The sequence below is a fragment of the Paenibacillus urinalis genome (genome assembly GCF_028747985.1).
Classification (GTDB): Bacteria; Bacillota; Bacilli; order Paenibacillales; family Paenibacillaceae; genus Paenibacillus; species Paenibacillus urinalis.
On sequence record NZ_CP118108.1, the window covers coordinates 2,200,067 to 2,220,308 of the forward strand.

The window sequence follows — 20,242 nt, forward strand, 5'->3', positions numbered from 1 at the left end:
AGATTACAAAGGAATAAATGGAGCATGATTGTAAAAAAAAGCATGATCCTTGGCATTATTGTTTCATTATTGTCAGTTTATATCGTTCCGCATCATGCAGATGCATCTTCTTCGGAGCTCCCTTTTAGAGACATTGCGAACAGTTATGCCAAAGAAGCAATCGGCAGGTTGTACAATCAAGGCATTGTTCGCGGAACTACCTTGACGACGTTTGAGCCCGGAAAGAAGGTTACAAGAGCAGAGCTTGCTAAAATGATGAGCGCAGCTCTCAAGGTTAATCCAACGATGAACGATCTGTCTCCCTTCAAAGACCTGAAAGAGACAGACTGGTATTACGGTGACATTAGTGCACTTGTCAACCTGGGGATTGTTCAGGGAAGATCTGAGAGCTATTTTGCACCCAAATCAAATGTTACTCGACAGGAAGCTGCAGCACTTATGGTTCGTATGCTGAAGACCGCTCCTGATCCGATCGAAGCATCATCAGAGCTGCCTTACACAGATCATAAACATACTTCTAAGTGGGCATGGGGCTACATAAGTCAAGTAACTCAGCTCGGATTCATGCAGGGAGACAGCGGAGTGTTCAGACCGAATGATTCGTTAACCCGTGCAGAAGCAGCGGTTCTGCTGGACCGTATACTGCAATCACCAAGAATTCGATCTGAGCTTAATAACAGGGAAGCGGATCCGATTCTCCTTGGCTGGCAATACGATTCTACAACTGCTGAATACGAGAAGCAGGTGCTGGAAGCGGGTATCAATACGCTCTCTCCGCGCTGGTATTTTCTCGATGCGACAGAAGTTGTGCAGGATCATACGGATCAGAGACTATTAACCTTTGCCGAGAGAAACAAGCTGAATATATGGGGGATGGTAGGTAACCGGGCGAATGCAGAGCTGACACACCGTGTATTATCGAATGCAGCTATGAGGGAAGCTGCCGTCACGAAATTGATGGATTATGCGCAGAAGTACGGGTTAGCCGGCTTGAATATTGATTTTGAAAATGTGTCGCCAGAGGATCGCGAGTATCTGATATTGTTCATGGCTTCGCTGAATTCCAAGCTCAGCAGCATAGGTGTGACCCTATCTATTGATGTATCACCTGATCTAGGTACAAGCTGGACGGCTGCATTTGATTACAAGGCACTTGGCGAGCTGGCCGACTATGTCGTGTTAATGGGATATGAGGAGCATTGGAACGGCTCAACTGCGGCAGGCTCGGTTGCTTCGCTCCCATGGCTGGAAAATGCGGTACAGAAATTACAGCAGAATGTGCCCAAGGACAAGATTATCGCAGCTCTGCCAACCTATACTCGGAATTGGTCCTTGTCATCTCCTCAGCTTGGTTCATATGATATTTCACTGAAGACGCAGGGAGAAATCTATCGCAATTATTCAACTGCTATGAAATGGGATTCTGAGATTGCGCAATACACTTTAACCTATACTTCACAAGGGAAATCTCGCGGGATATGGGCGGAAGACAGCCGTTCATTGTCAGCCAAGACGACTCTATTTGAAGCCTATGATGTTGCTGGTTATGCATTTTGGTACATGGGCTCTGAAACTAGCGATGTATGGACAGCGATGAATAATGCCAGACAATATGCCTCATATTCATTTGGGTTATAACTCTTAAGAGGATCATGCTTAGCATGGTCCTTTTTTCATCATTTCTGGCTCTTCGTTTAAAAAGATACATATTGTTTAAGGATAAAAGAGAGAAGATATATAGAAGAAGGCAGGGATAGGATGATATATGATTGCATAATTGTCGGCGGAGGTATTGCCGGGCTGCAGGCAGCCATACAGCTGGGAAGGTATTCTATACACAAGGTGCTTGTTATTGATGCGGGGGAAGGTCGTTCGACCATATGCCGTAATTATCATAATATACTGGGGTTTCCAGAGGGTATATCGGGAGAGGAGATCCGCAGACGAGGGAGAGCGCATGCTGAAGCGACGGGCATTGAATTTTGTACAGATCGCATTACTTCTGCCAAAAAGGAAGATGAGCTCTTCAAACTGAGCGGAGATCATGATCAGTTGTATCAAGCAAGAACACTTCTGCTCGCTACAGGTATTACAGATCGGTACCCGAATATCCCAGGCCTCCGAGATGCGCTGGGAATGTCAGTGTATATATGTCCTGATTGTGATGGATACGAGATTGAGAACAAGCGCACTGTTATTATGGGCTCTGGTGTTACTGGCGCCGGTATGGCGAACATCTTGGCTAAACGGGCCTCCGAGATGATCTACATTAATCATGATCAAGCTGAAGTCACCTCAGAATTGAGAGATAAATTGAGCCGAAAGGGTGTTCAATATATTGAGGAAGCGATTACTGAAGTAGAGAGTGATGATAAGGGCATGATAACAGCTGTTAAACTGGCAAGTGGTGCGGTTGTCGAAGCTGAACGAGGGTTTATCGCTTTTGGAGGCAACAAGGTTCATTCGGCATTGGCGGGGCAGCTCGGTGCTCAGATAGAGGATAACAAGCATGTTGAGGCGGACGGGCGTTCGCGAATGTCATCTGTTCCAAACCTATGGATTGCGGGTGACATCGGACTGCATTCCGAGCAAGCTGCTGTGGCGATGGGAGATGGCCTCCTCTCAGCGATTTGGATTAATAAAGCCTTGCATCAGATGCGAAGCAGCTAAAGTCAAAACGAAATCGATTCTATATTGTTTCATTCTAGACGGTAAGGTTAATAGGAAGTGTGCAAGCGTTCAAAATATCTGTATAACTGGAGGAGAATACGATGTCAGAACAAACACATATGATTAATAAGGATAGAAAAGTAGAGCTGAATCAGGTGGATGAAGTGATGGATCGAATGGCTCCGGAACAAAAAGATGATATTTTGGAACAATTCGAAACATTCAAACAATACTTGAAGAAGCGTGTATCCTTGGGAGAATCACTTGGATTAAATGAAGAACAGCTGGCGCTGGTTGCAGAAAAGGTTGCAGAGATGTTATCCAAGAATGAAGAGCCGAGAAACAGAGAGGAGAAGCTGCTACAGGAATTGTGGAATGCAGCTAATAACGAACAACAGCATGCATTAGCACATGTGTTGGTCAAATTCGTTAAAAATTAGTGCTGGAAATGAAGACAGGTTCGGGTCCCTTCTCGGGGCCCTTATCCCATGAAATGAATAAATTTTATATTATTATTAACAAGATTGAAACTCTTCGTTAATAATAAACGTTTATACTAGGTACTAAGAACAGCTTAGAAGATTTAATACATAGCACATGCAGGCTTTATAGCCGCACCAGAAGGAGAGATGCAAAATGAAGAATCGGTTATTTACATTTGTTGCGCTTGGTGTAATTCTTTCGGGAACTTTATTATATGGTAACTTTAATATTGGAAATAGTTCAACGGTACTTGCGAAGTCAGAGGACGTTCAAGATAAGACAGGACAGGTACAGAACGAAACGGTATATATCAATGATCTTACTGATCTTAACGGAGAGCTCCACATCAAGGCAGATGAGATTCAGTGGTATGAAGGTGAGGAAGCAAACACCGTCTTCGTGGAGCAAGAGCCTGACGCTGGAATTGACTATGCTCCGGATGGCTATTATATTGTGAATGAGCAGGAAGCATCTGAAACTTTAAAAATCGCAGATGATGCAACGGTTACGGTTCAAATTTATGATCGTACGGGAGATGTCAAGGATATCGACATCGAGTGGAATGAAGAGATCAGCTTGGACAAATTTGCTGAACTCTACGGAGATACAACGAATATGGATATGAGTGTATTTCCTTATCATCTAACGATTGAGAACGGTGAAGTTACACAAATCGTACAACAATATATTCCTTAAGAAGGATGACATTCAGCCCTCTTGCGATAGCAAGGGGGCTATTTCTATGCCCGCCATCATAATATCGAATATCCGAAATTTTGAGCTATCGAAGGGGGATTGGCATGCTTGATTGCATCATTATAGGCGGCGGTCCTGCAGGACTGAGTGCTGGATTGGTGCTGGGTCGTTCTCTACGCAGAACGGTCATCTTAGATCACGGCAGACCTCGGCATGCACGAACCAGACAATCTCATGGTTATTTGACCAGGGATGGGGCTAGTCCTGCTGAATTCAGACAGATTGCTCATCAAGAGCTATCTGAGTATCCTTTCATAAGTATAATGCAAGAGGAGGTCGTTGATGTTCAGCCTGTATATGGCGGATTTATTGCCCGTATGTCCAGTGGTAAAGAAGTAGCCGGTAGAAAAGTTCTGCTAAGCACGGGTCTGCGTGAGATTCTTCCCACGCTGCCAGGACTCCAGGAATATTACGGACAAAGTCTCTTTAGCTGTCCCTATTGCGATGGTTACGAGTTAAGAGGGAAGCGCATTGTTCTTCTAGCGGAGACAACGAATGTATTCAGTACGGCTCAGATGATTTATCACTGGAGCAAGGATCTGGTTATATGTACAGATGGGAAGAGGATCCTTAATGTAGAACAACAAAGAAGACTTGTGAATAAAGGGATAAGAATTGCAGAGCTGCCTATTTCCCAATTAACTGGAAGTGACGGAAAGCTTGAGGCTATTAGATTCAGTAATGGTCAAACCATCGAGCGAGAAGGCGGGTTTGTAATACCTCAGCTAAGTCAAGCAAGCCATATTGGACCTAGACTGGGGTGTCATATGAACGACCGAGGGGCTTTGATAACAGATCCCTATGGGAGGACAAATATTCGAGGGATTTATGCAGCCGGGGATAGTACGGTCACTTCGCCTACACAGCTGGTTATTGCAGCAGCGGAAGGCAGCAAAGCGGCTATAGGAATCAATATGGATCTAGTTTATGAAGATTTCTAGTCGCGATAGACAAGAAGAGGCGATCTCCAATGGAGATCGCCATACTTTGTGCCGGTATCTTTAGAAAAGATTAATATTGAAATGTACTAACGATGATTACGAGCAGAATGAATAGTACCAAAATTGCACCTATAGAAGAGTAACCACCGTATCCACCTTCACCATAGCCACGCTTTGCTTCTCCCATGACATTTACCTCCTCATCATTTAACTACAGTAATATATGAGATGAGGGCTTATGCTGATTGGGCGATATCATCATTTATGGCGAAGTAGGATGGTGCCCAAGATCATCCATTAGATGCTGAAGGGTTAACCAATCCTGAACCGAGTTAATAAATGTATGAGCTGCGGGCGACAATTCGGACAAGGACAATGCAGCCATCCCGATCATGCGATAAGGCTCCTCTGCTAATGGGACAACCTGTATCGTATCCGGCAGATTGCCTAGGACCATTTCCGGCAGAATGCTGATGCCGAGCCCGTGCTGAACCATTCCTATTATGGCTTGCTCTTCAGCAACCTCAAACCGAATGCTGAGCTTTACCTTGTGAGTCCGAATCATGGATTCGATCTCATCATCTCCGCCCCATTTCGGCATAATGAAAGGCTCCTCTCGCAGCTGATCCAGATGAATGGCGGGTGCCGATGCAAGAGCATGTCCTTCAGGCAGGATACATACTAAGCGATCCTTCTTCAGCGGGATTGTATCAAAAATCGAACTGCCCTGCAGTGACAAAAATCCAAAATCAACCGCGCCTGAGGCAATCCATCCCTTGATTTCACCGTAATCTCCTTCCTTAAGCTTAATGTGAATAGCTGGATATTCATGCTGGAATGACTTAATAACACCAGGAAGCCACTGTGAGGACACACTCGTGAACGTTCCGATTCGGACTGTACCTGTTTGAATGCCGCTCAGTAACTGGATTTCTTGATGCATCATTTCGTTCCACTTCAATATTTCTCTCATGTAGGGCAGTATGCGCTCTCCGTTTGAAGTAAGCTGAATACCGGATTTGGAGCGAATAAGTAATGAAAAACCGCAGCTTGCTTCCAGACTTGAAATCGCATGACTAACTGCGGATTGAGTCAGATTCAAGCTTTCTGCTGCTTTCGTCAAGCTTTGGAGCTCTACCACGGTCGTTATAATTTCGTATTTTGCAAGTGACATCGATCATCTTCCTTTTGCATGAAATAAATTCATGTATTCAATTATAAACATTCATTTTTCTTATGAAAAGACTTAAGATATACTGAATCTTGCTGTTGGAGTTACGGTATTCAACTTATACATATAAGCGAGAAATTGAAGGGAAGAACGATCGTGAAAGTAGAACGTAAGGCAGATCTACAGATGCTGCTTGTGACCCTGTTGTGGGGTTCCTCTTATTTATTTATGAAGGAAGGTCTGACATCGATTCAGGAGCTGAATATGATTGCTCTTCGCTTCGGTTTGGCCTTTATTCTTATGGGCATCATTTTCTACAGAACCTGGTCCACAATGACATTCCGGACACTAAGGCAGGGTTTTGTGTTAGGAGCTGTCCTGTTTGTTGCCTTTGTATTCATTACTTATGGAGTCAAACAAACAACCACTTCGCAGGCCGGATTTCTGATCAGCCTATCTGTCGTATTTGTACCCATCCTCGTATCCATTGTTCAAAAACGGTGGCCCGAGGCAAAGATCGTATGCAGTATTGTGTTAGCTATAGCGGGTATCGGTCTTCTGACGCTTGAGAACAGCATGCAGCTCAAAACAGGAGATCTGTTATGTATGATGGGAGCCTTAAGTTATGCATTGTATATTCTTCTATCAGGGCGTATGGTTCAGCAAGGAGATGGTAAGGCACTCAGTATACTGCAGCTCGGCTTTGCAGGAGGACTCGCTCTTCTGTTCAGTATCCTATTTGAGGAACCGAAGCTTCCGGCTTCAGAAGGAGCCTGGATATCCATTCTGGGTCTGGCTGTATTATGCAGTGCAGTCGCCTACACGCTGCAAATCATGGCGCAGAAGCATATTTCCTCTACACGTGCCGGACTTATTTTTTCTCTGGAGCCTGTATTTGCTGCCGGCTTTGCCTATGCTTTATATGGAGAACAGCTGAGCTTGAACGGTTATATGGGAGCGGCTCTCATCTTGGGAGGCGTTATTCTTACCGAGGTCAAATGGGCTAAGCTGTTTCATTTCAAAAAACGAAACCCGTCTCAACGGTTCGGGATATAGTAGGTGCTGCGCAGCTCTCTTGAACAAAGTTAGCTATAGGAAAACAAAATTCAAGAAGGCTCGACCAGGGATCAACCCTGTGTCTAACCACGATCAAGGCGTTTTCAACAGAGAAAACGTCTTTTTTGTATGTTAGTAAATCCATTAAACATTATAACGTTATATTTACCTGATGCTAATTCTGTGTTAAGGTACAAGTGAAAAGCGGAAGAACATGGAGATGGAGGAGGTTGTAATGCATACCCGAGTACTTCGTGCAGTGAGGACCGTTCATTCGGAGGAGAGGTTTGATCTGGTGATCAGGCAGGGACAAATCACTGCCATAGAGCAATCAGGATCCGCAACAGGTGATGAAATTATAGATTGTTCAGGACAATACGTATCGAGCGGTTGGATTGATATGCATGTCCATGCTATGGACAGCTACCAGCCTTATGGTGATGACGCTGACAAGATCGGTGTAGGTCAGGGCGTTACCACCATTGTCGATGCAGGGAGCTGTGGTGCGGATCATTTAGAGGAGCTGTATCAACGCAGCAGGACAGCAAAGACGAGAGTGCTGGCCTTCTTAAATATATCCCGGATTGGGCTGGGCTTAAGGCAGGATGAGCTGAGTAGAGCGGAGTGGATAGACCCGCAATTAGCTGCGGAGACCATAACCAAGTACCGTGATTTTATCGTCGGACTCAAAGCGAGAATTAGCAGGAGTGTAGTCAAGGAAGAAGGAATAAGCCCATTAAGTGCAGCCCTTCTTATATCGGAACAAGCCAAACTGCCGCTTATGGTCCATATTGGTTCCGGTCCTCCCGGTATTCATGAAGTGCTGAACAGCCTGAGAGCACGAGATATTGTCACTCATTATCTGCATGGGAAGGCCAATAACATTCTGGATAACCATAATGAGCTCATCCCCGAGCTGAACGCGGCGATCCGTCGCGGCTTGCATCTGGATGTCGGACATGGTACGGCCAGCTTCTCCTTTCATGTTGCTGAGACTGCCAAAGATAGAGGGGTTCATCCGGATACGATCAGTACAGACATATACAGAGGTAATCGCGTGCATGGTCCGGTGTACAGCCTGGCCGATGTGATGACCAAATTTATGATTATCGGTTACTCTCTTGCTGAGGTTATAGATCGGGTGACAAAGCGGGCAGCAGACTGGCTTGGACGGCCGGAGCTGGGACGAATTCAGGTTGGGGATGAAGCGAATCTTACGTTGTTTGAAGTGGTGCCTGAGTCAAGAACGATGACCGATTCGAATGGAGACACACGTCTTGCCGAGTCCATTATTCAATCGAGAGGAGCAATTATAGGTGAATACTTCTATTCTTCATAAGTACGGTTTAAAAAGAGTGATTAATGCAAGCGGCAGAATGAGCATTCTGGGTGTATCCGCACCGACGGACTCCGTTATGGAAGCGATGAAGCAAGGTGGACAGCAGTACGTTGAAATCAGCGATCTAACGAACAAGGCAGGAGAGCATATTGCAAGCCTGCTCGGTGCTGAGGCGGCCGCTATCGTCAATTCGGCTTCAAGCGGTATCGCGCTGTCGGTGGCAGCTATGGTAACGCAGGGGAATCGGGGGTTAAGTCTCAAGCTCCATCAAGAGACGATCAGCAAAAATGAAATCGTGATGCTGAAGGGCCACAACGTTCAATATGGAGCACCTGTAGAGACGATGATCTATTTGGGCGGAGGCAAGCTGGTAGAGGCCGGATATGCAAACGAAGGCAAGCAGGAGCATCTGGCGGATGCGATTACAGAGCGAACGGCGGCAATTCTCTATGTGAAATCACACCATAGTGTTCAGAAGAATATGATCTCTGCTGCGGAAGCATGGGAGGTAGCAAGAGAGCACCAGGTCCCTCTTATAATAGATGCGGCAGCGGAGGAGGATCTAAAGAGCTATATATCCATTTCTGACCTCGTAATTTATAGCGGCTCCAAAGCAATTGAGGGCCCTACTTCCGGTATCGTGGCGGGCAAAAGTAAATATATTGAATGGCTTAAAGTACAGCTGCACGGAATCGGCAGAAGTATGAAAGTAGGCAAGGAATCCTCATTCGGGCTGCTGCAGGCGCTGGATGAATATGGGGTCAAACAGGATCGAAGTGAAGAAGAGAAACAATCCTTAATGGAGCTTGCCGCATTATCTGAACTCGCAGGCATCGAAATGAGCATCGTACAGGATGAGGCTGGAAGGCTTATTTATCGGGGGCGAATCAAGGTGAATGCGGAAGAAGCCGGAATCAATGCCGTACAAATGGCAGAGAAGCTCCGTACAGGAGATATTGCCATCTATACCCGTGATTACGGTGTGAAGCAGGGATATTTTGATATTGATCCACGGTCACTTAAGGCAGACGATATGACGGTTATTATTGATCGAATTACGGAAATCATTAAGGGAGGCTGAATAGAAATGAGCAAAATGGCGGAGCGATTATATAAAGGCCGTGCAGCACTGAACGTCCTGGCCGGGAGTGTAAGCAATGCAAAGGACATATTTGAAGCGGCGGAAGGTTATGTGCTGATCGGTGTATTATCCAAGAATTATCCGGATGCCGTGTCAGCTGCAGAAGCAATGCAGAGCTATGGCGAGGGTTGTGCGGATGCCATATCGATCGGACTTGGAGCAGGAGATCCAAGACAGTCAGAGGTCGTTAGCGAAATTGCAAAACATTATGCAGGTTCCCACATTAATCAGGTGTTTACTGGAGTTGGAGCGACTCGTGCCAATCTAAGCGGTAAGGACAGCTGGATTAACAGCCTCGTTTCTCCATGCGGCAAGCCTGGCTTCGTGAATATGTCTACCGGACCATCCAGTTCTATGCTGGCTGAAAAAGCTATCGTGCCCGTTGAAGCGGCAATCGCGCTTGTGGCAGATATGGGAGGGAACGCGCTGAAGTATTTTCCGATGAACGGCCTTGAGACAAGAGAAGAATTCCTAGCAGTCGCTAAGGCCTGTGCCAAGGCGAACTTTGCTCTCGAACCAACCGGAGGCATCGACAAGGACAATTTCAGAGATATCCTTCGGCTTGCTCTGGATGCAGGAGTTCCGCAAGTCATACCGCATGTGTACTCCTCTATTATTGATAAGGAAACAGGCTTAACTAATATCCAAGACGTACTTGAATTGACTCAAATTCTGAAGTACGAGGTGGATGCCCATGAAGGCACATAAGCGAATTACTGCTTTTGGTGAAGTGATGATGCGGCTCTCCGTCCCGAATTACGAGACATTGTCACAATCCAGGTCACTGACTTATGCCTTTACAGGAACAGGCGTTAACATCGCAACAGCAATGGCTCGCTTAGGGCATGAAGCCTCCATAGCTACCACCGTCCCGGACAATTCCCTAGGAGATGCGGCTGCAGCTTCGCTTCGGGCCTTAGAACTGAATACACGCTTTGTACGTGCAGAGGGCAGCATCCTTGGAAGCTATTTTCTGGAATCCGGATATGGGGCCAGACCAACGAGAGTAACCTATGGGAGCCGGAAGAACAGCAGCTTTAACAGCACAGCCAAAGAGGCTTATAACACAATGCCGATCGCTCAAAATACGGATTACTTGCATTTATGCGGTATTGGTCTGGCCATGAATGCGAATGTACGATATCAAATGAAGTCACTTGCAGAACAGGTCAAATCGGCAGGCGGGAAAATTGTGTTTGACTGTAATTACAGGAGCACACTGTGGGATGAAGAAGAACGCAGGCATGCCAAATCGTATTACGAGGAAATGCTGCATCTTGCAGATATTGTCATGATGAATGAGCGGGATGCCATATATCTGCTGGGATATAAGTCCAGCAATGAGGGGCGCACCGAGCAGCTTCAGGAGCTTATTCCTATGATCGCGTCCAAATATGCAATAAACATGATAGCAGGCACGCAGCGGGTGGTTCGTCCAGATCATCATCATTCGATTACGGGATTTATGTATAAGGATGATATGATGAAGCTGGGAAGAACGATGAATACTGCTGTTCTGGACCGGGTCGGTGCAGGTGATGCATACACAGCGGGTATTATACATGGTGATATTAATGGCTATGATGCTGAGTACGCGGTTCAGTTCGCCACAGCAGCGTCTATTCTGGCTCATACCGTGCCGGGCGATACAGCGGCTATATCCGAGCAGGATATCGTAAAGGCAATGAATGAGCTTGCATCAGATATTGAAAGGTAGTGATATTTGTGTCCTTGTCAAGAAAGAAAGGACCGCTCTATTTGCAGCTGAAAAAGATCATCCGAGATCGGATTGTGCATGGCCAATACCCGGTTGGTACCTTGATCCCTTCAGAGCCCCAGCTGGAGCAGGAATTTGCGGTAAGCAAAATGACCGTGAGAAATGCAATTAAGGAGCTGCAGCAGGAAGGATACGTGTTAAAGCAGAGCGGTGTAGGGACAACGGTTCAACGAAACAGCGTTGCGCCTCAACTATCGAAGGGCAAGCAGTTTACGGAGATCTTGGTTGAGCAAGGGGAAACGATATATAAACGGCTGGTTGGCAAGAAGATGGAGCAGAATAGTCCGGACAGCAAAGCTCATGCGCTGTTTGGGGATCACTGCTTGTGCCTCGAGCGCTTGTACCTGTTAAATGACCAGCCCTTTATCTATTACGAGCATAGATTGCCGCTTGGTCTTGCTGAGGCAGAGGACTGGAATGTTGGAGATGAATTTTCTTTATACGAATGGTTAGAGGATCATCATTTAGTAGCCGAGCAGTACCGTGATCAATTCACGGTAGCGCCGTTATCTGCACGCATCGCCAGTGAACTGGGCATGTCCGAAGGAGACGTTGTGCTTAGACGACAACGGTTCGCGTACACGGAAGATGGCCGTGCTGTGGAGTGGAGTATCGGATATTACAACACGATGCTAAGTCCCTACATCGTGAATTATCAACTCTAACATGGTATTTTTCATCCGGTTTATGATAAGATGACGTATATCTTTACACTAGAAAACAGGTGAAAAAATGCGGAACAAAGTTACGATGCAGCAAATTGCTGATGCAGCAGGCGTCTCCAAGTTTGCCGTCTCCAGAGCTTTGACTGGTAAGAGCGGAGTAAGTGAGACAACACGGGAAATGATTATACGCACAGCTGGACAGCTTGGTTACTTCAAGAATGCTGCGGGACTTAGCAAGTCAGCAAATGGTGAATCACTCAAAGAACAATTTATAACCGATAACCGTAAAGGAATCGGAACGATCGTTGTACTTTTTCCGAACATCCGATATCAGAACATGGATTCACTCTATTGGGGACCTGTATTTGAAGGGATCTCAGCGCGGCTAAATGAGATGGGTCATGATATCTTGACACTGACAGAACCTTCTTCAGAGAAGATTTTTTCCTTGCTGAATCCGGATGCAATTCAAGGGATTATTACCGTAGGAACCGTGTCAGTCTCTCTGCTGCTGGAATTTCAAAGACTTCAAATTCCTGTCGTGATGGTAGATCATATTGAACCGGTATTCCACTGTGATACGATATTCAGCGATAATATTACACTGATGCGGGAAATGATGAATGGCCTGATCGGCAGAGGCTATCGAGAATTCCAATTTGTTGGTAATATCAAGGAAGCCCCGAGCTTCATGGACCGGTGGACTGCCTATCGTATGGCACTGGACGAGCACGGGATTGAATGTCCGCAGAAGGAGTCACTGCTCGGATATCAGGAGGATATGGACATGATCCAATCGATCCATGAGATCCCATCGGAGGAATTACCTGAAGTATTTGTATGTGTGAATGATATTACTGCACGTTTTGTCATTGAGGAGTTACATAAGTCAGGACGTTCTGTACCGGATCGCTGTTCGGTGACGGGTTTCGATAATGTGGAATCTGATCAGCCGATACTGGCAACCGTCGATGTAAACAAAGCTCTTCTAGGCAAGAGAGCGGTTGATCAGTTGATATGGAGGCTGGCTCATCCCGAATCCCCATATGAGAGGCTCTTGATCCAGGCTGATCTTATCTATAGAGACCATTATGCAGTAACAAGATAAAGATGATATTTGGCATATCCCTGCGTTAACCTTTTTTGGTTGAGAGAGATATGCTTTTTTTCATAGATATTTATTTGGAATTTTGTTTTGTTATGGTTTGTTATGAAAATTGAATAACTTTTTTGTTTGGTTTAGGTCGATATTATGCTAATATAGAGCAGAAGTAGATACTGCAGACGGAAGCATAGGTGATAGCATGCGTAAAAAGGTTACCATTCAGCAAATTGCCAACCAGGCAGGTGTATCCAAATTTTCGGTTTCACGTACTTTGACTGGCAAACCAGGTGTCAGCGAGCGGACACGTGAGTTAATCGTACATGTGGCAGAACAGCTTGGTTATTACAATCACATGCCAATCTCTGTTTCCGACAGTTCCGCAGCTAGATCAGGAGACGCTGGCCAGATCAATAAAGAAACGAGAAACCGAGGTACGATTCTCGTTCTTTTTCCGAATGTTAGGTTTCAAAATTATGATTCAGCCTACTGGGGACCCATTCTGGAGGGAGTAACAACCCAGCTTAATGAATACGGACTCGACATCCTGACGGTTACCGAGCCGTCCCATGATAATTTATTCTCGCTCCTTAATCCAGAGGCAATAAGAGGCACAATAACGGTGGGAGCGGTCTCATCCGCAAGTTTATTTGATCTGCACAAGCTGGGTATTCCGGTTGTCATGATTGATCACATGGATGCGTCGTTATGCTGTGATATGATATTCACGGATAATCAGACAAGTATGCGAGAATTGATGCAGCTTCTAGTAACTAAGGGATTTAGAAGCTTTCAGTTTGTAGGCAATAAGACAGAGGCTTACAGCTTTTTTGAACGCTGGACCGTATTTCGGCTCGTGCTTGAACAATTTGGTATTGCATGTAATCAGAATGAAATGCTCCTCAAGGGAACTTTCGAGGATATAGGGCAGGCTTTGACAGACATGCAAGGTACACTGCCTGAAGTGTTCGTGTGTATGAATGATGCAACAGCGCTGGATCTGATTGAACAGCTTAGCAGACATGGGATCAAGACTCCGGATGAGTGCTTGGTTACGGGATTTGATCATATCAATGATCTTCATAGCATTTCTGTAACCGTGCATGTGAATAAGAAAATGCTCGGCATGAGAGCAGTAGATCAAATGCTGTGGCGAATTGCCAATCCGGAGGCGCCGATGGAGAAGAAGCAGCTGGCTGCAGAATTGGTTATACGGAATCAGCTAAGCGTACCAACAAGAGGGAACGAAGAAGCAGCAATCAGCAATAACTAGCAGCAAATGATGCTAAAACTTGAAATGAATGAATACATAAGCTGTACTGATGGAACTTCCATTAGGACGGCTTTTTTTGGTTCTGTTCAGGCGGGTGCACCTCGTTTTGCAACAGCAAAGAAGCAACTCATATATCCATCATATTCAGCATAAAATATAAAAAACAATCATCCAAAATAAAATAACTTAAAAATAACAAAAATTGAATAAAATAAAAAAAGTTTGACTGAAATTACCAGATAGTGTTATTGTTGTTTTGTAAATTGATTGCATTAACATAACGGGTGGTGGTCATTTATAGCATGACACAGCAGACACGTCAGACAGCGCATGCAGACAGCAAACTTGTTGAATCCAAAGGGGAGGGTAATTTTCAATGAGAAAAATGAAAGCGCTTTTAAGTTTGTTGATGGTGTTTACGTTCATCTTTTTGGCAGCGTGTTCTGGAGGTGCTGACACACCAGCAGCTGCTCCAGAGACAACTCCAGAAACGAATACCGAAGCTTCAGGTGGTAATGATACGGAACCAGCTGCCGAGACGGAAACCGAAAATACGGAAGAGGCAGTTGCCGAAGACGTTCCCGATTTAGGCGGAAGAGTCATTAAGCTGTCGTCTTGGTGGGATCTCACTCCGACAGATACAGATGCACAAGGCAAGGCTTTGGTAGAACAGCTGAAGAAGACAGAAGAGAAGTACAACGTCAAGTTTGAATTCGTTAACATACCTTATGAAGAATACATGGAAAAATTCACAGCCTCTGTATTGGCGGGAGAGCCTCTCGCTGATATCACTTACCTCGAATACAAAGCAGCACTTCCTGCCATTCAGAAAGGCCAGCTTCACAAAATTTCGGAATTTACAACACCAGAATCCAGCATTAACACAGATCAGCGCTTAGCGAATGCGGGCCCCGCATTACTGGGTGAGCAATACGGGTTCTACGGCGGCATGCCAAGTAACGGCGGCGTAGGAATCCACTACAACAGAGATTTATTCGAAGAACTGGGACTGCCCGATCTTCAAGAATTATATGACAAAGGTGAATGGACCTGGGATAAGATGCTTGAGATCGCGAAGCAGGCCACAAAGGATACAAACAATGATGGAAAAATGGACACTTGGGGCTTCTCCGGCTGGTCCGCTCAGGTCGGACGTAATCTGATCGTGGCAAATGGCGGCAATACGGTGCTCGATCCAGAAGGAGACGAGACGAAGGCAACGGAAGGTCTCACCGACCCTCGTACGATTGAGGCGATAGAATATTTGGCGTCACTATACAACAATAACGTGGTCAAAGTGAAATCAGGAGACAAGTCTCTGTGGGAAGAAACAGACACATTCAAGGACGGCGATATTGCCATGTTCCACGCTGCACAATGGCAAATCGGTGATATTAATTTTGAAATCGGTGTCGTTCCTTATCCAATCGGACCACAAGGTAATCCTGAAGTTACCTATGGAGATACGGCTCTGAATGCTTACTTCATCCCGAAAGGTGTGAAGGATCCGGCACTTGTATATCAGATCTTCGAGGAATTGTACGATGTTCCACAGCTCGAGGAGTATCCTTCCCAGAACTACTTAGAAAGCCTCTACTCCTACGAAGATGACATCCGCATTATAAGAGAGAACATTACAGGAACTGGCTTGGTATCTCTTGACGAGGCTTATCCAGAGTATCCATATTACAGCTTCGTTGCTGATGTTCTTGTTGAGAACGCTTCCGTGGCTTCGGCTGCGGAGAAATATAAGCAGCAGGCTCAGGCTTCGATTGATAAGCTGGAAGCACAAAATAAATAATTGGTTTATCCATTAGCAGCTTGAAGATGGAGAGGGGCAGGGATATAGGATACACAATGCCCTGGCCCTCTCTTTATCAAGCTTCGAATGTTAAGGAAATGAACTATGCTGCCTATGGTAGTAGGGAGGCGTGCGAATTGAATCCGCTGATGCGTGTGCAAACATGGTTAAAAATGATACTGGTATTTGCGGTCGGCTCCAGTGTGATGTTCTCTGCTTCAGGCACAGGAACTGTCGCTGCCGATGAGAATGCTTCGATGCTTCAATCTACGGAACAAGCCCCCCAGTCACAAGATCTGATTCTGACCAATGATGAATCATACAGCGAATATATGGAGAAGTATGAGCAGGCATCTTACCCTGACGAATCCATCATACTGGATGCAGCGAAGGTAAGCTCTCTTGAGGGGGAAGGTTCAGAAATCGTTTCAAATGCGGAGGGAAGCTCGGGACAATCGATAATAACAGGGGAAGACAGCACTTTGGAATGGACTTTTAAGGTCGAAACAGCTGGCCTTTACTATATTTCATCCACTTATTACCCAATCGAGGGCAAGAGCTCAGCCATCGAACGAAGTCTGCTTATTGATGGGAAGCTTCCATTTCGTGAGGCGGCCTTCATTCAGATGGACCGGGTATGGGACAATCTGAAGCCTGAGGTACAACAGGATAATCGAGGCAATGATCTTCGTCCTCAGCAGCATGAGACCCCGGCTTGGCAAACGACGATGCTTAAGGATTCTAACGGTTATTATGAGGAGCCGTTTGCCTTTTATTTCAGCCAAGGCACTCACACCTTATCATTCATTGCACAACGTGAGCCGGTGATCATCAAGGAGCTTACGCTTCACAAGTATGAGGAGCCGGCCTCTTATGAACAATATGCAAGCCTGAAGACATCTGAAGGAGTGGATTCACCAGCCGGCGTGCTCATTGAGCTTCAGGCAGAGGACGCTGCAGCGAAATCTTCCCCAACCCTCTATCCGCTGATGGATCGATCCAGCCCGGCGACCTATCCATACAGTCCGAAGCTGTCAAAAGTGAACACAATCGGCGGCTATAACTGGCGGATCCCAGGTCAGTGGATTGAATGGGAGGTCGAGGTGCCGAAGGAAGGATTATATAAGCTTGCATTTAACACGAAGCAGAATTTTGTAAGAGGAATCTATTCGACGAGAAAGCTGACAATTAATGGTGAAATCCCATTCGAAGAAATGAGCAGAATTCCTTTTCGATACGAGAATGGCTACGAAATGCGAATCATGGAAAATGAATCGAGCGAGCCTTATTTGTATCATTTGAAGGCCGGCACGAACACCATTCGTATGGAGGTTACACTTGGCGAGTTTGCACCACTTATACGCGAGGTAGAGGATAGCCTTATCGAACTGAACTCCATGTACCGCAAAATTTTGATGATAACAGGTACGGCCCCTGATGAAGTACGCGATTACCGAGTCGATGAACGGATTCCTGATCTGCTCGAAGTGTTCAGCGATGAGAGCGAGCGATTGAAGCGAGTCGGAGCACAGCTAAGAGCATTGTCTCAAGGCAGCGGTGACCAGGATGCACTTTTGAAAACGATGTCATTGCAGCTCGATGAAATGGTCGATGATCCGGATACGATTCCTAGACGACTCCAGGCCTACAAGACCAATACAGGAGGCCTCGGTACATGGCTCCAGCAAATAAGAGAACAGCCGCTTGAGATCGATTCTATCTACATAGCTTCATCAGATCAAACGATTTCTAATAAGGGAAGCAGCTGGTTTGCAGAAATGTGGCATGAAATCGTGACCTTCTTCTATTCCTTCTTCATTGATTACGATTCCATCGGGAGTGTGGCAAGTGAATCAGAGGAGGGCAGAACGGTCACGGTATGGATCGGAAGTGGTCGAGACCAGGCGAATACGATTAAATCCATGATTGATGAGACCTTCACTCCAGAGACAGGAATCCAGGTTAATCTGAAGCTGGTTCCGATGGGTTCCTTGCTGCCTGCGACCTTATCCGGTCAGGGTCCTGATGTTGCTATGCAAATGGGAAATGACATTCCGGTCAATTATGCGATGCGTAATGCAGCTGCTGATATATCTGTATTTTCGGATTACGATGAAGTAGCCGCAAGATTTCGTGACAGTGCTCTAGTTCCATACACCTATGAGGATGGCGTATATGCACTTCCTGAAACACAGACGTTCAACATGCTGTTCTATCGCAAGGATGTCTTGAATGAATTGGGACTCGATGTACCTCAGACGTGGGATGAAGTATGGAGTCTTCTCTCTGTTCTGGATAAGAACCATATGGATTTTGGTCTGCCGCTGGTCGTACAGCCAAGCTATCCAGGAGAGAACGTACCTCCGAACTCTGTATATTCGATGCTGCTCTTCCAGACGGAAGGAGAGTTCTACCGGGATGGAGGCAAGGAGTCGGACCTCGATTCCCAGATCGGCATTGATGCCTTTAAACAATGGACGGAGTTCTATACAGATTACAAGCTGGAACGAGAATATGACTTTGCGAACCGTTTTCGGACGGGAGAAATGCCGATTGGCATTGCGGATTACACGACCTATAACCAATTGACCGTCTTTGCGCCAGAAATTCGCGGCATGTGGGGATTTACAGTGATTCCGGGAACGGAGCAGGATAATGGTTCCATCAATCGTTCTGTAGCCAGCGGAGGAAGCGGTGTACTCATGCTGGAAGGTGCTGAAGATAAAGAAGCGGCTTGGGAGTATATGAAATGGTGGACCAGCGAGGAAACACAGGTCAAATTCGGACGTGAGATGGAAGGATTAATGGGCGCGGCTGCCAGATATCCAACAGCGAATATTAATGCACTTGAGAAGCTGCCATGGCCAGTTGAGGATTTTGATCAGCTGCAGGCCGGATTCGAATGGGTAGAGGGTATTCCGGAAGTCCCAGGCGGTTACTTTACAGGACGACATCTCATTAATGCTTTTTATCGTACGGTTGATGGACAGATTGAACCGCGCGAGGCGCTGATGGATTACGTTCAATATATTCAGGATGAAATTCGTGCCAAGCGCAGTGAATTTGGCCTGACGGAATAGAGGGGGGATACGAGTGTATGTCCAATATTCAGATTGAAAACAAGACTCGCACAGTCCCTCCACAGGGCGAACGGGCGCTTCGAGATAGCAAAACCAGCAGATTAATCAAGGAGATAAAAGTAAAGAAGCATCTCTATATACTGATGGCACCTTATATGATTTTGTTCCTGATGTTCACTGTATTGCCGGTTGTTCTCTCCATTATTATCAGCTTCACGTACTTCAACATGCTCGAAATGCCAAAGTTTGTAGGATGGCAGAATTATACTCGACTGTTCCTTGAAGATGATATTTTCTTGATTGCCTTGAAGAACACACTACTATTTGCTGCCATTACAGGACCAGTCAGTTATTTTGCATGCTTTATCTTCGCCTGGATCATCAATGAGCTGAGTCCAAAATGGCGAGCCTTCATGACCCTGATCTTCTATGCTCCTTCCATCTCAGGGAATGTCTTCTTCATATGGCTGCTGATCTTCTCCGGGGACCGTTATGGGATCATTAACGGATTGCTCATTGAAATTGGAATACTGCTCGAGCCTATTCAATGGCTCAAAACCGAAGCCTATGTGCTGCCGATCATTATCTTGGTTCAGCTGTGGCTTAGTCTTGGGACGGGATTCCTAGCTTTTATTGCGGGTCTTCAAACCGTTGACAAGACGTTATATGAGGCAGGAGCCGTTGACGGTATTAAGAATCGATGGCAGGAGCTGTGGTATATTACCCTGCCTTCAATGAAGCCCCAGCTGATGTTCGGTGCCGTTATTCAGATTACAACTTCACTTGCCGTGTCGGATGTGTCCATTCAGCTAGCGGGATTCCCAAGCGTCAATTATGCAGCAGAGACGATTGTGACTCATTTGATGGATTTTGGCACGATCCGCTTCGAGATGGGATTTGCATCGGCAATTGCAACGGTATTGTTCATTATCATGATTGGCTCCAACATCATTGTCCAAAAATTATTGCGTAGAGTAGGTGAATAAA

General features: G+C 45.9%; 17 protein-coding genes. 16 read left to right on the forward strand and 1 reads right to left on the reverse strand.

The features are described from left to right. Positions 1-24: 24 nt before the first annotated feature. The 5 genes from PUW25_RS10270 (at position 25) to PUW25_RS10290 (ending at position 4,850) form a co-directional block, all read left to right on the forward strand. A complete protein-coding gene (locus tag PUW25_RS10270) occupies positions 25-1,638 on the forward strand; it encodes an S-layer homology domain-containing protein (RefSeq protein ID WP_052511629.1) in 1,614 nt (537 codons plus the stop codon). A gap of 120 nt (positions 1,639-1,758) precedes the next feature. Beyond that, the gene (locus PUW25_RS10275) at positions 1,759-2,670 is read left to right on the forward strand and encodes an NAD(P)/FAD-dependent oxidoreductase (RefSeq protein ID WP_047909595.1); all 912 of its coding nucleotides are present in this window, start codon (positions 1,759-1,761) and stop codon (positions 2,668-2,670) included. Positions 2,671-2,771: 101 nt separating this feature from the next. Further along, complete coding sequence (locus PUW25_RS10280) at positions 2,772-3,110, forward strand: DUF3243 domain-containing protein (protein WP_047909594.1); 339 nt, start codon at positions 2,772-2,774, stop codon at positions 3,108-3,110. Positions 3,111-3,306: 196 nt separating this feature from the next. After that, positions 3,307-3,849, forward strand: coding sequence for a hypothetical protein (locus PUW25_RS10285; RefSeq protein ID WP_052511626.1), 543 nt, complete (start codon positions 3,307-3,309; stop codon positions 3,847-3,849). Positions 3,850-3,953: 104 nt separating this feature from the next. Beyond that, a complete protein-coding gene (locus PUW25_RS10290) occupies positions 3,954-4,850 on the forward strand; it encodes an NAD(P)/FAD-dependent oxidoreductase (RefSeq protein WP_047909593.1) in 897 nt (298 codons plus the stop codon). Between the two features lie 262 nt (positions 4,851-5,112). On the opposite strand, the gene PUW25_RS10295 is transcribed toward PUW25_RS10290, so the two are convergent. Continuing rightward, positions 5,113-6,024, reverse strand: a complete 912-nt coding sequence (locus tag PUW25_RS10295) for a LysR family transcriptional regulator (RefSeq protein WP_047909592.1) — start codon at positions 6,022-6,024, stop codon at positions 5,113-5,115. Positions 6,025-6,177: 153 nt separating this feature from the next. Between PUW25_RS10295 and PUW25_RS10300 the strand changes: the two genes are divergently transcribed. From PUW25_RS10300 to PUW25_RS10350, 11 genes are all read left to right on the forward strand, one after another. Beyond that, positions 6,178-7,077 (forward strand): DMT family transporter, encoded by a 900-nt coding sequence (locus tag PUW25_RS10300; RefSeq protein ID WP_274336974.1) that lies wholly within the window; start codon positions 6,178-6,180, stop codon positions 7,075-7,077. Between the two features lie 235 nt (positions 7,078-7,312). Continuing rightward, complete coding sequence (locus tag PUW25_RS10305) at positions 7,313-8,416, forward strand: amidohydrolase/deacetylase family metallohydrolase (protein ID WP_274336975.1); 1,104 nt, start codon at positions 7,313-7,315, stop codon at positions 8,414-8,416. Continuing rightward, complete coding sequence (locus tag PUW25_RS10310; protein WP_420799945.1) at positions 8,394-9,497, forward strand: DgaE family pyridoxal phosphate-dependent ammonia lyase; 1,104 nt, start codon at positions 8,394-8,396, stop codon at positions 9,495-9,497. The genes PUW25_RS10305 and PUW25_RS10310 overlap by 23 nt, the downstream gene beginning before the upstream one ends. A 6-nt stretch (positions 9,498-9,503) precedes the next feature. Further along, on the forward strand, positions 9,504-10,265 hold the full coding sequence (dagF, locus tag PUW25_RS10315) for a 2-dehydro-3-deoxy-phosphogluconate aldolase (protein ID WP_274336976.1): 762 nt from the start codon (positions 9,504-9,506) through the stop codon (positions 10,263-10,265). Next, the gene (locus PUW25_RS10320; protein WP_274336977.1) at positions 10,252-11,274 is read left to right on the forward strand and encodes a sugar kinase; all 1,023 of its coding nucleotides are present in this window, start codon (positions 10,252-10,254) and stop codon (positions 11,272-11,274) included. Before dagF ends, PUW25_RS10320 begins: the two co-directional genes overlap by 14 nt. After that, on the forward strand, positions 11,274-11,999 hold the full coding sequence (locus tag PUW25_RS10325; RefSeq protein ID WP_377782853.1) for a GntR family transcriptional regulator: 726 nt from the start codon (positions 11,274-11,276) through the stop codon (positions 11,997-11,999). The genes PUW25_RS10320 and PUW25_RS10325 overlap by 1 nt, the downstream gene beginning before the upstream one ends. Positions 12,000-12,066: 67 nt before the next feature. Continuing rightward, on the forward strand, positions 12,067-13,107 hold the full coding sequence (locus PUW25_RS10330) for a LacI family DNA-binding transcriptional regulator (RefSeq protein WP_205053297.1): 1,041 nt from the start codon (positions 12,067-12,069) through the stop codon (positions 13,105-13,107). Between the two features lie 196 nt (positions 13,108-13,303). Continuing rightward, a complete protein-coding gene (locus PUW25_RS10335) occupies positions 13,304-14,374 on the forward strand; it encodes a LacI family DNA-binding transcriptional regulator (protein WP_205053296.1) in 1,071 nt (356 codons plus the stop codon). Between the two features lie 376 nt (positions 14,375-14,750). After that, a complete protein-coding gene (locus PUW25_RS10340; RefSeq protein ID WP_047909583.1) occupies positions 14,751-16,175 on the forward strand; it encodes an ABC transporter substrate-binding protein in 1,425 nt (474 codons plus the stop codon). Between the two features lie 137 nt (positions 16,176-16,312). Continuing rightward, the gene (locus tag PUW25_RS10345; protein WP_274336978.1) at positions 16,313-19,255 is read left to right on the forward strand and encodes an extracellular solute-binding protein; all 2,943 of its coding nucleotides are present in this window, start codon (positions 16,313-16,315) and stop codon (positions 19,253-19,255) included. A gap of 17 nt (positions 19,256-19,272) precedes the next feature. After that, positions 19,273-20,241, forward strand: a complete 969-nt coding sequence (locus PUW25_RS10350) for a carbohydrate ABC transporter permease (RefSeq protein WP_205053294.1) — start codon at positions 19,273-19,275, stop codon at positions 20,239-20,241. Position 20,242 lies beyond the last annotated feature (1 nt).

Excerpts from the sequence above, each read along its gene's own strand:
- PUW25_RS10350 (WP_205053294.1), top strand. The coding sequence starts at position 19,273 with ATGTCCAATATTCAGATTGAAAACAAGACTCGCACAGTCCCTCCACAG.
- PUW25_RS10285 (WP_052511626.1), top strand. The coding sequence starts at position 3,307 with ATGAAGAATCGGTTATTTACATTTGTTGCGCTTGGTGTAATTCTTTCG.
- PUW25_RS10335 (WP_205053296.1), top strand. The coding sequence starts at position 13,304 with ATGCGTAAAAAGGTTACCATTCAGCAAATTGCCAACCAGGCAGGTGTA.
- PUW25_RS10280 (WP_047909594.1), top strand. The coding sequence starts at position 2,772 with ATGTCAGAACAAACACATATGATTAATAAGGATAGAAAAGTAGAGCTG.
- PUW25_RS10330 (WP_205053297.1), top strand. The coding sequence starts at position 12,067 with ATGCGGAACAAAGTTACGATGCAGCAAATTGCTGATGCAGCAGGCGTC.
- PUW25_RS10305 (WP_274336975.1), top strand. The coding sequence starts at position 7,313 with ATGCATACCCGAGTACTTCGTGCAGTGAGGACCGTTCATTCGGAGGAG.
- PUW25_RS10340 (WP_047909583.1), top strand. The coding sequence starts at position 14,751 with ATGAGAAAAATGAAAGCGCTTTTAAGTTTGTTGATGGTGTTTACGTTC.
- PUW25_RS10320 (WP_274336977.1), top strand. The coding sequence starts at position 10,252 with ATGAAGGCACATAAGCGAATTACTGCTTTTGGTGAAGTGATGATGCGG.
- dagF (WP_274336976.1), top strand. The coding sequence starts at position 9,504 with ATGAGCAAAATGGCGGAGCGATTATATAAAGGCCGTGCAGCACTGAAC.
- PUW25_RS10295 (WP_047909592.1), bottom strand. The coding sequence starts at position 6,024 with ATGTCACTTGCAAAATACGAAATTATAACGACCGTGGTAGAGCTCCAA.
- PUW25_RS10290 (WP_047909593.1), top strand. The coding sequence starts at position 3,954 with ATGCTTGATTGCATCATTATAGGCGGCGGTCCTGCAGGACTGAGTGCT.
- PUW25_RS10275 (WP_047909595.1), top strand. The coding sequence starts at position 1,759 with ATGATATATGATTGCATAATTGTCGGCGGAGGTATTGCCGGGCTGCAG.
- PUW25_RS10270 (WP_052511629.1), top strand. The coding sequence starts at position 25 with ATGATTGTAAAAAAAAGCATGATCCTTGGCATTATTGTTTCATTATTG.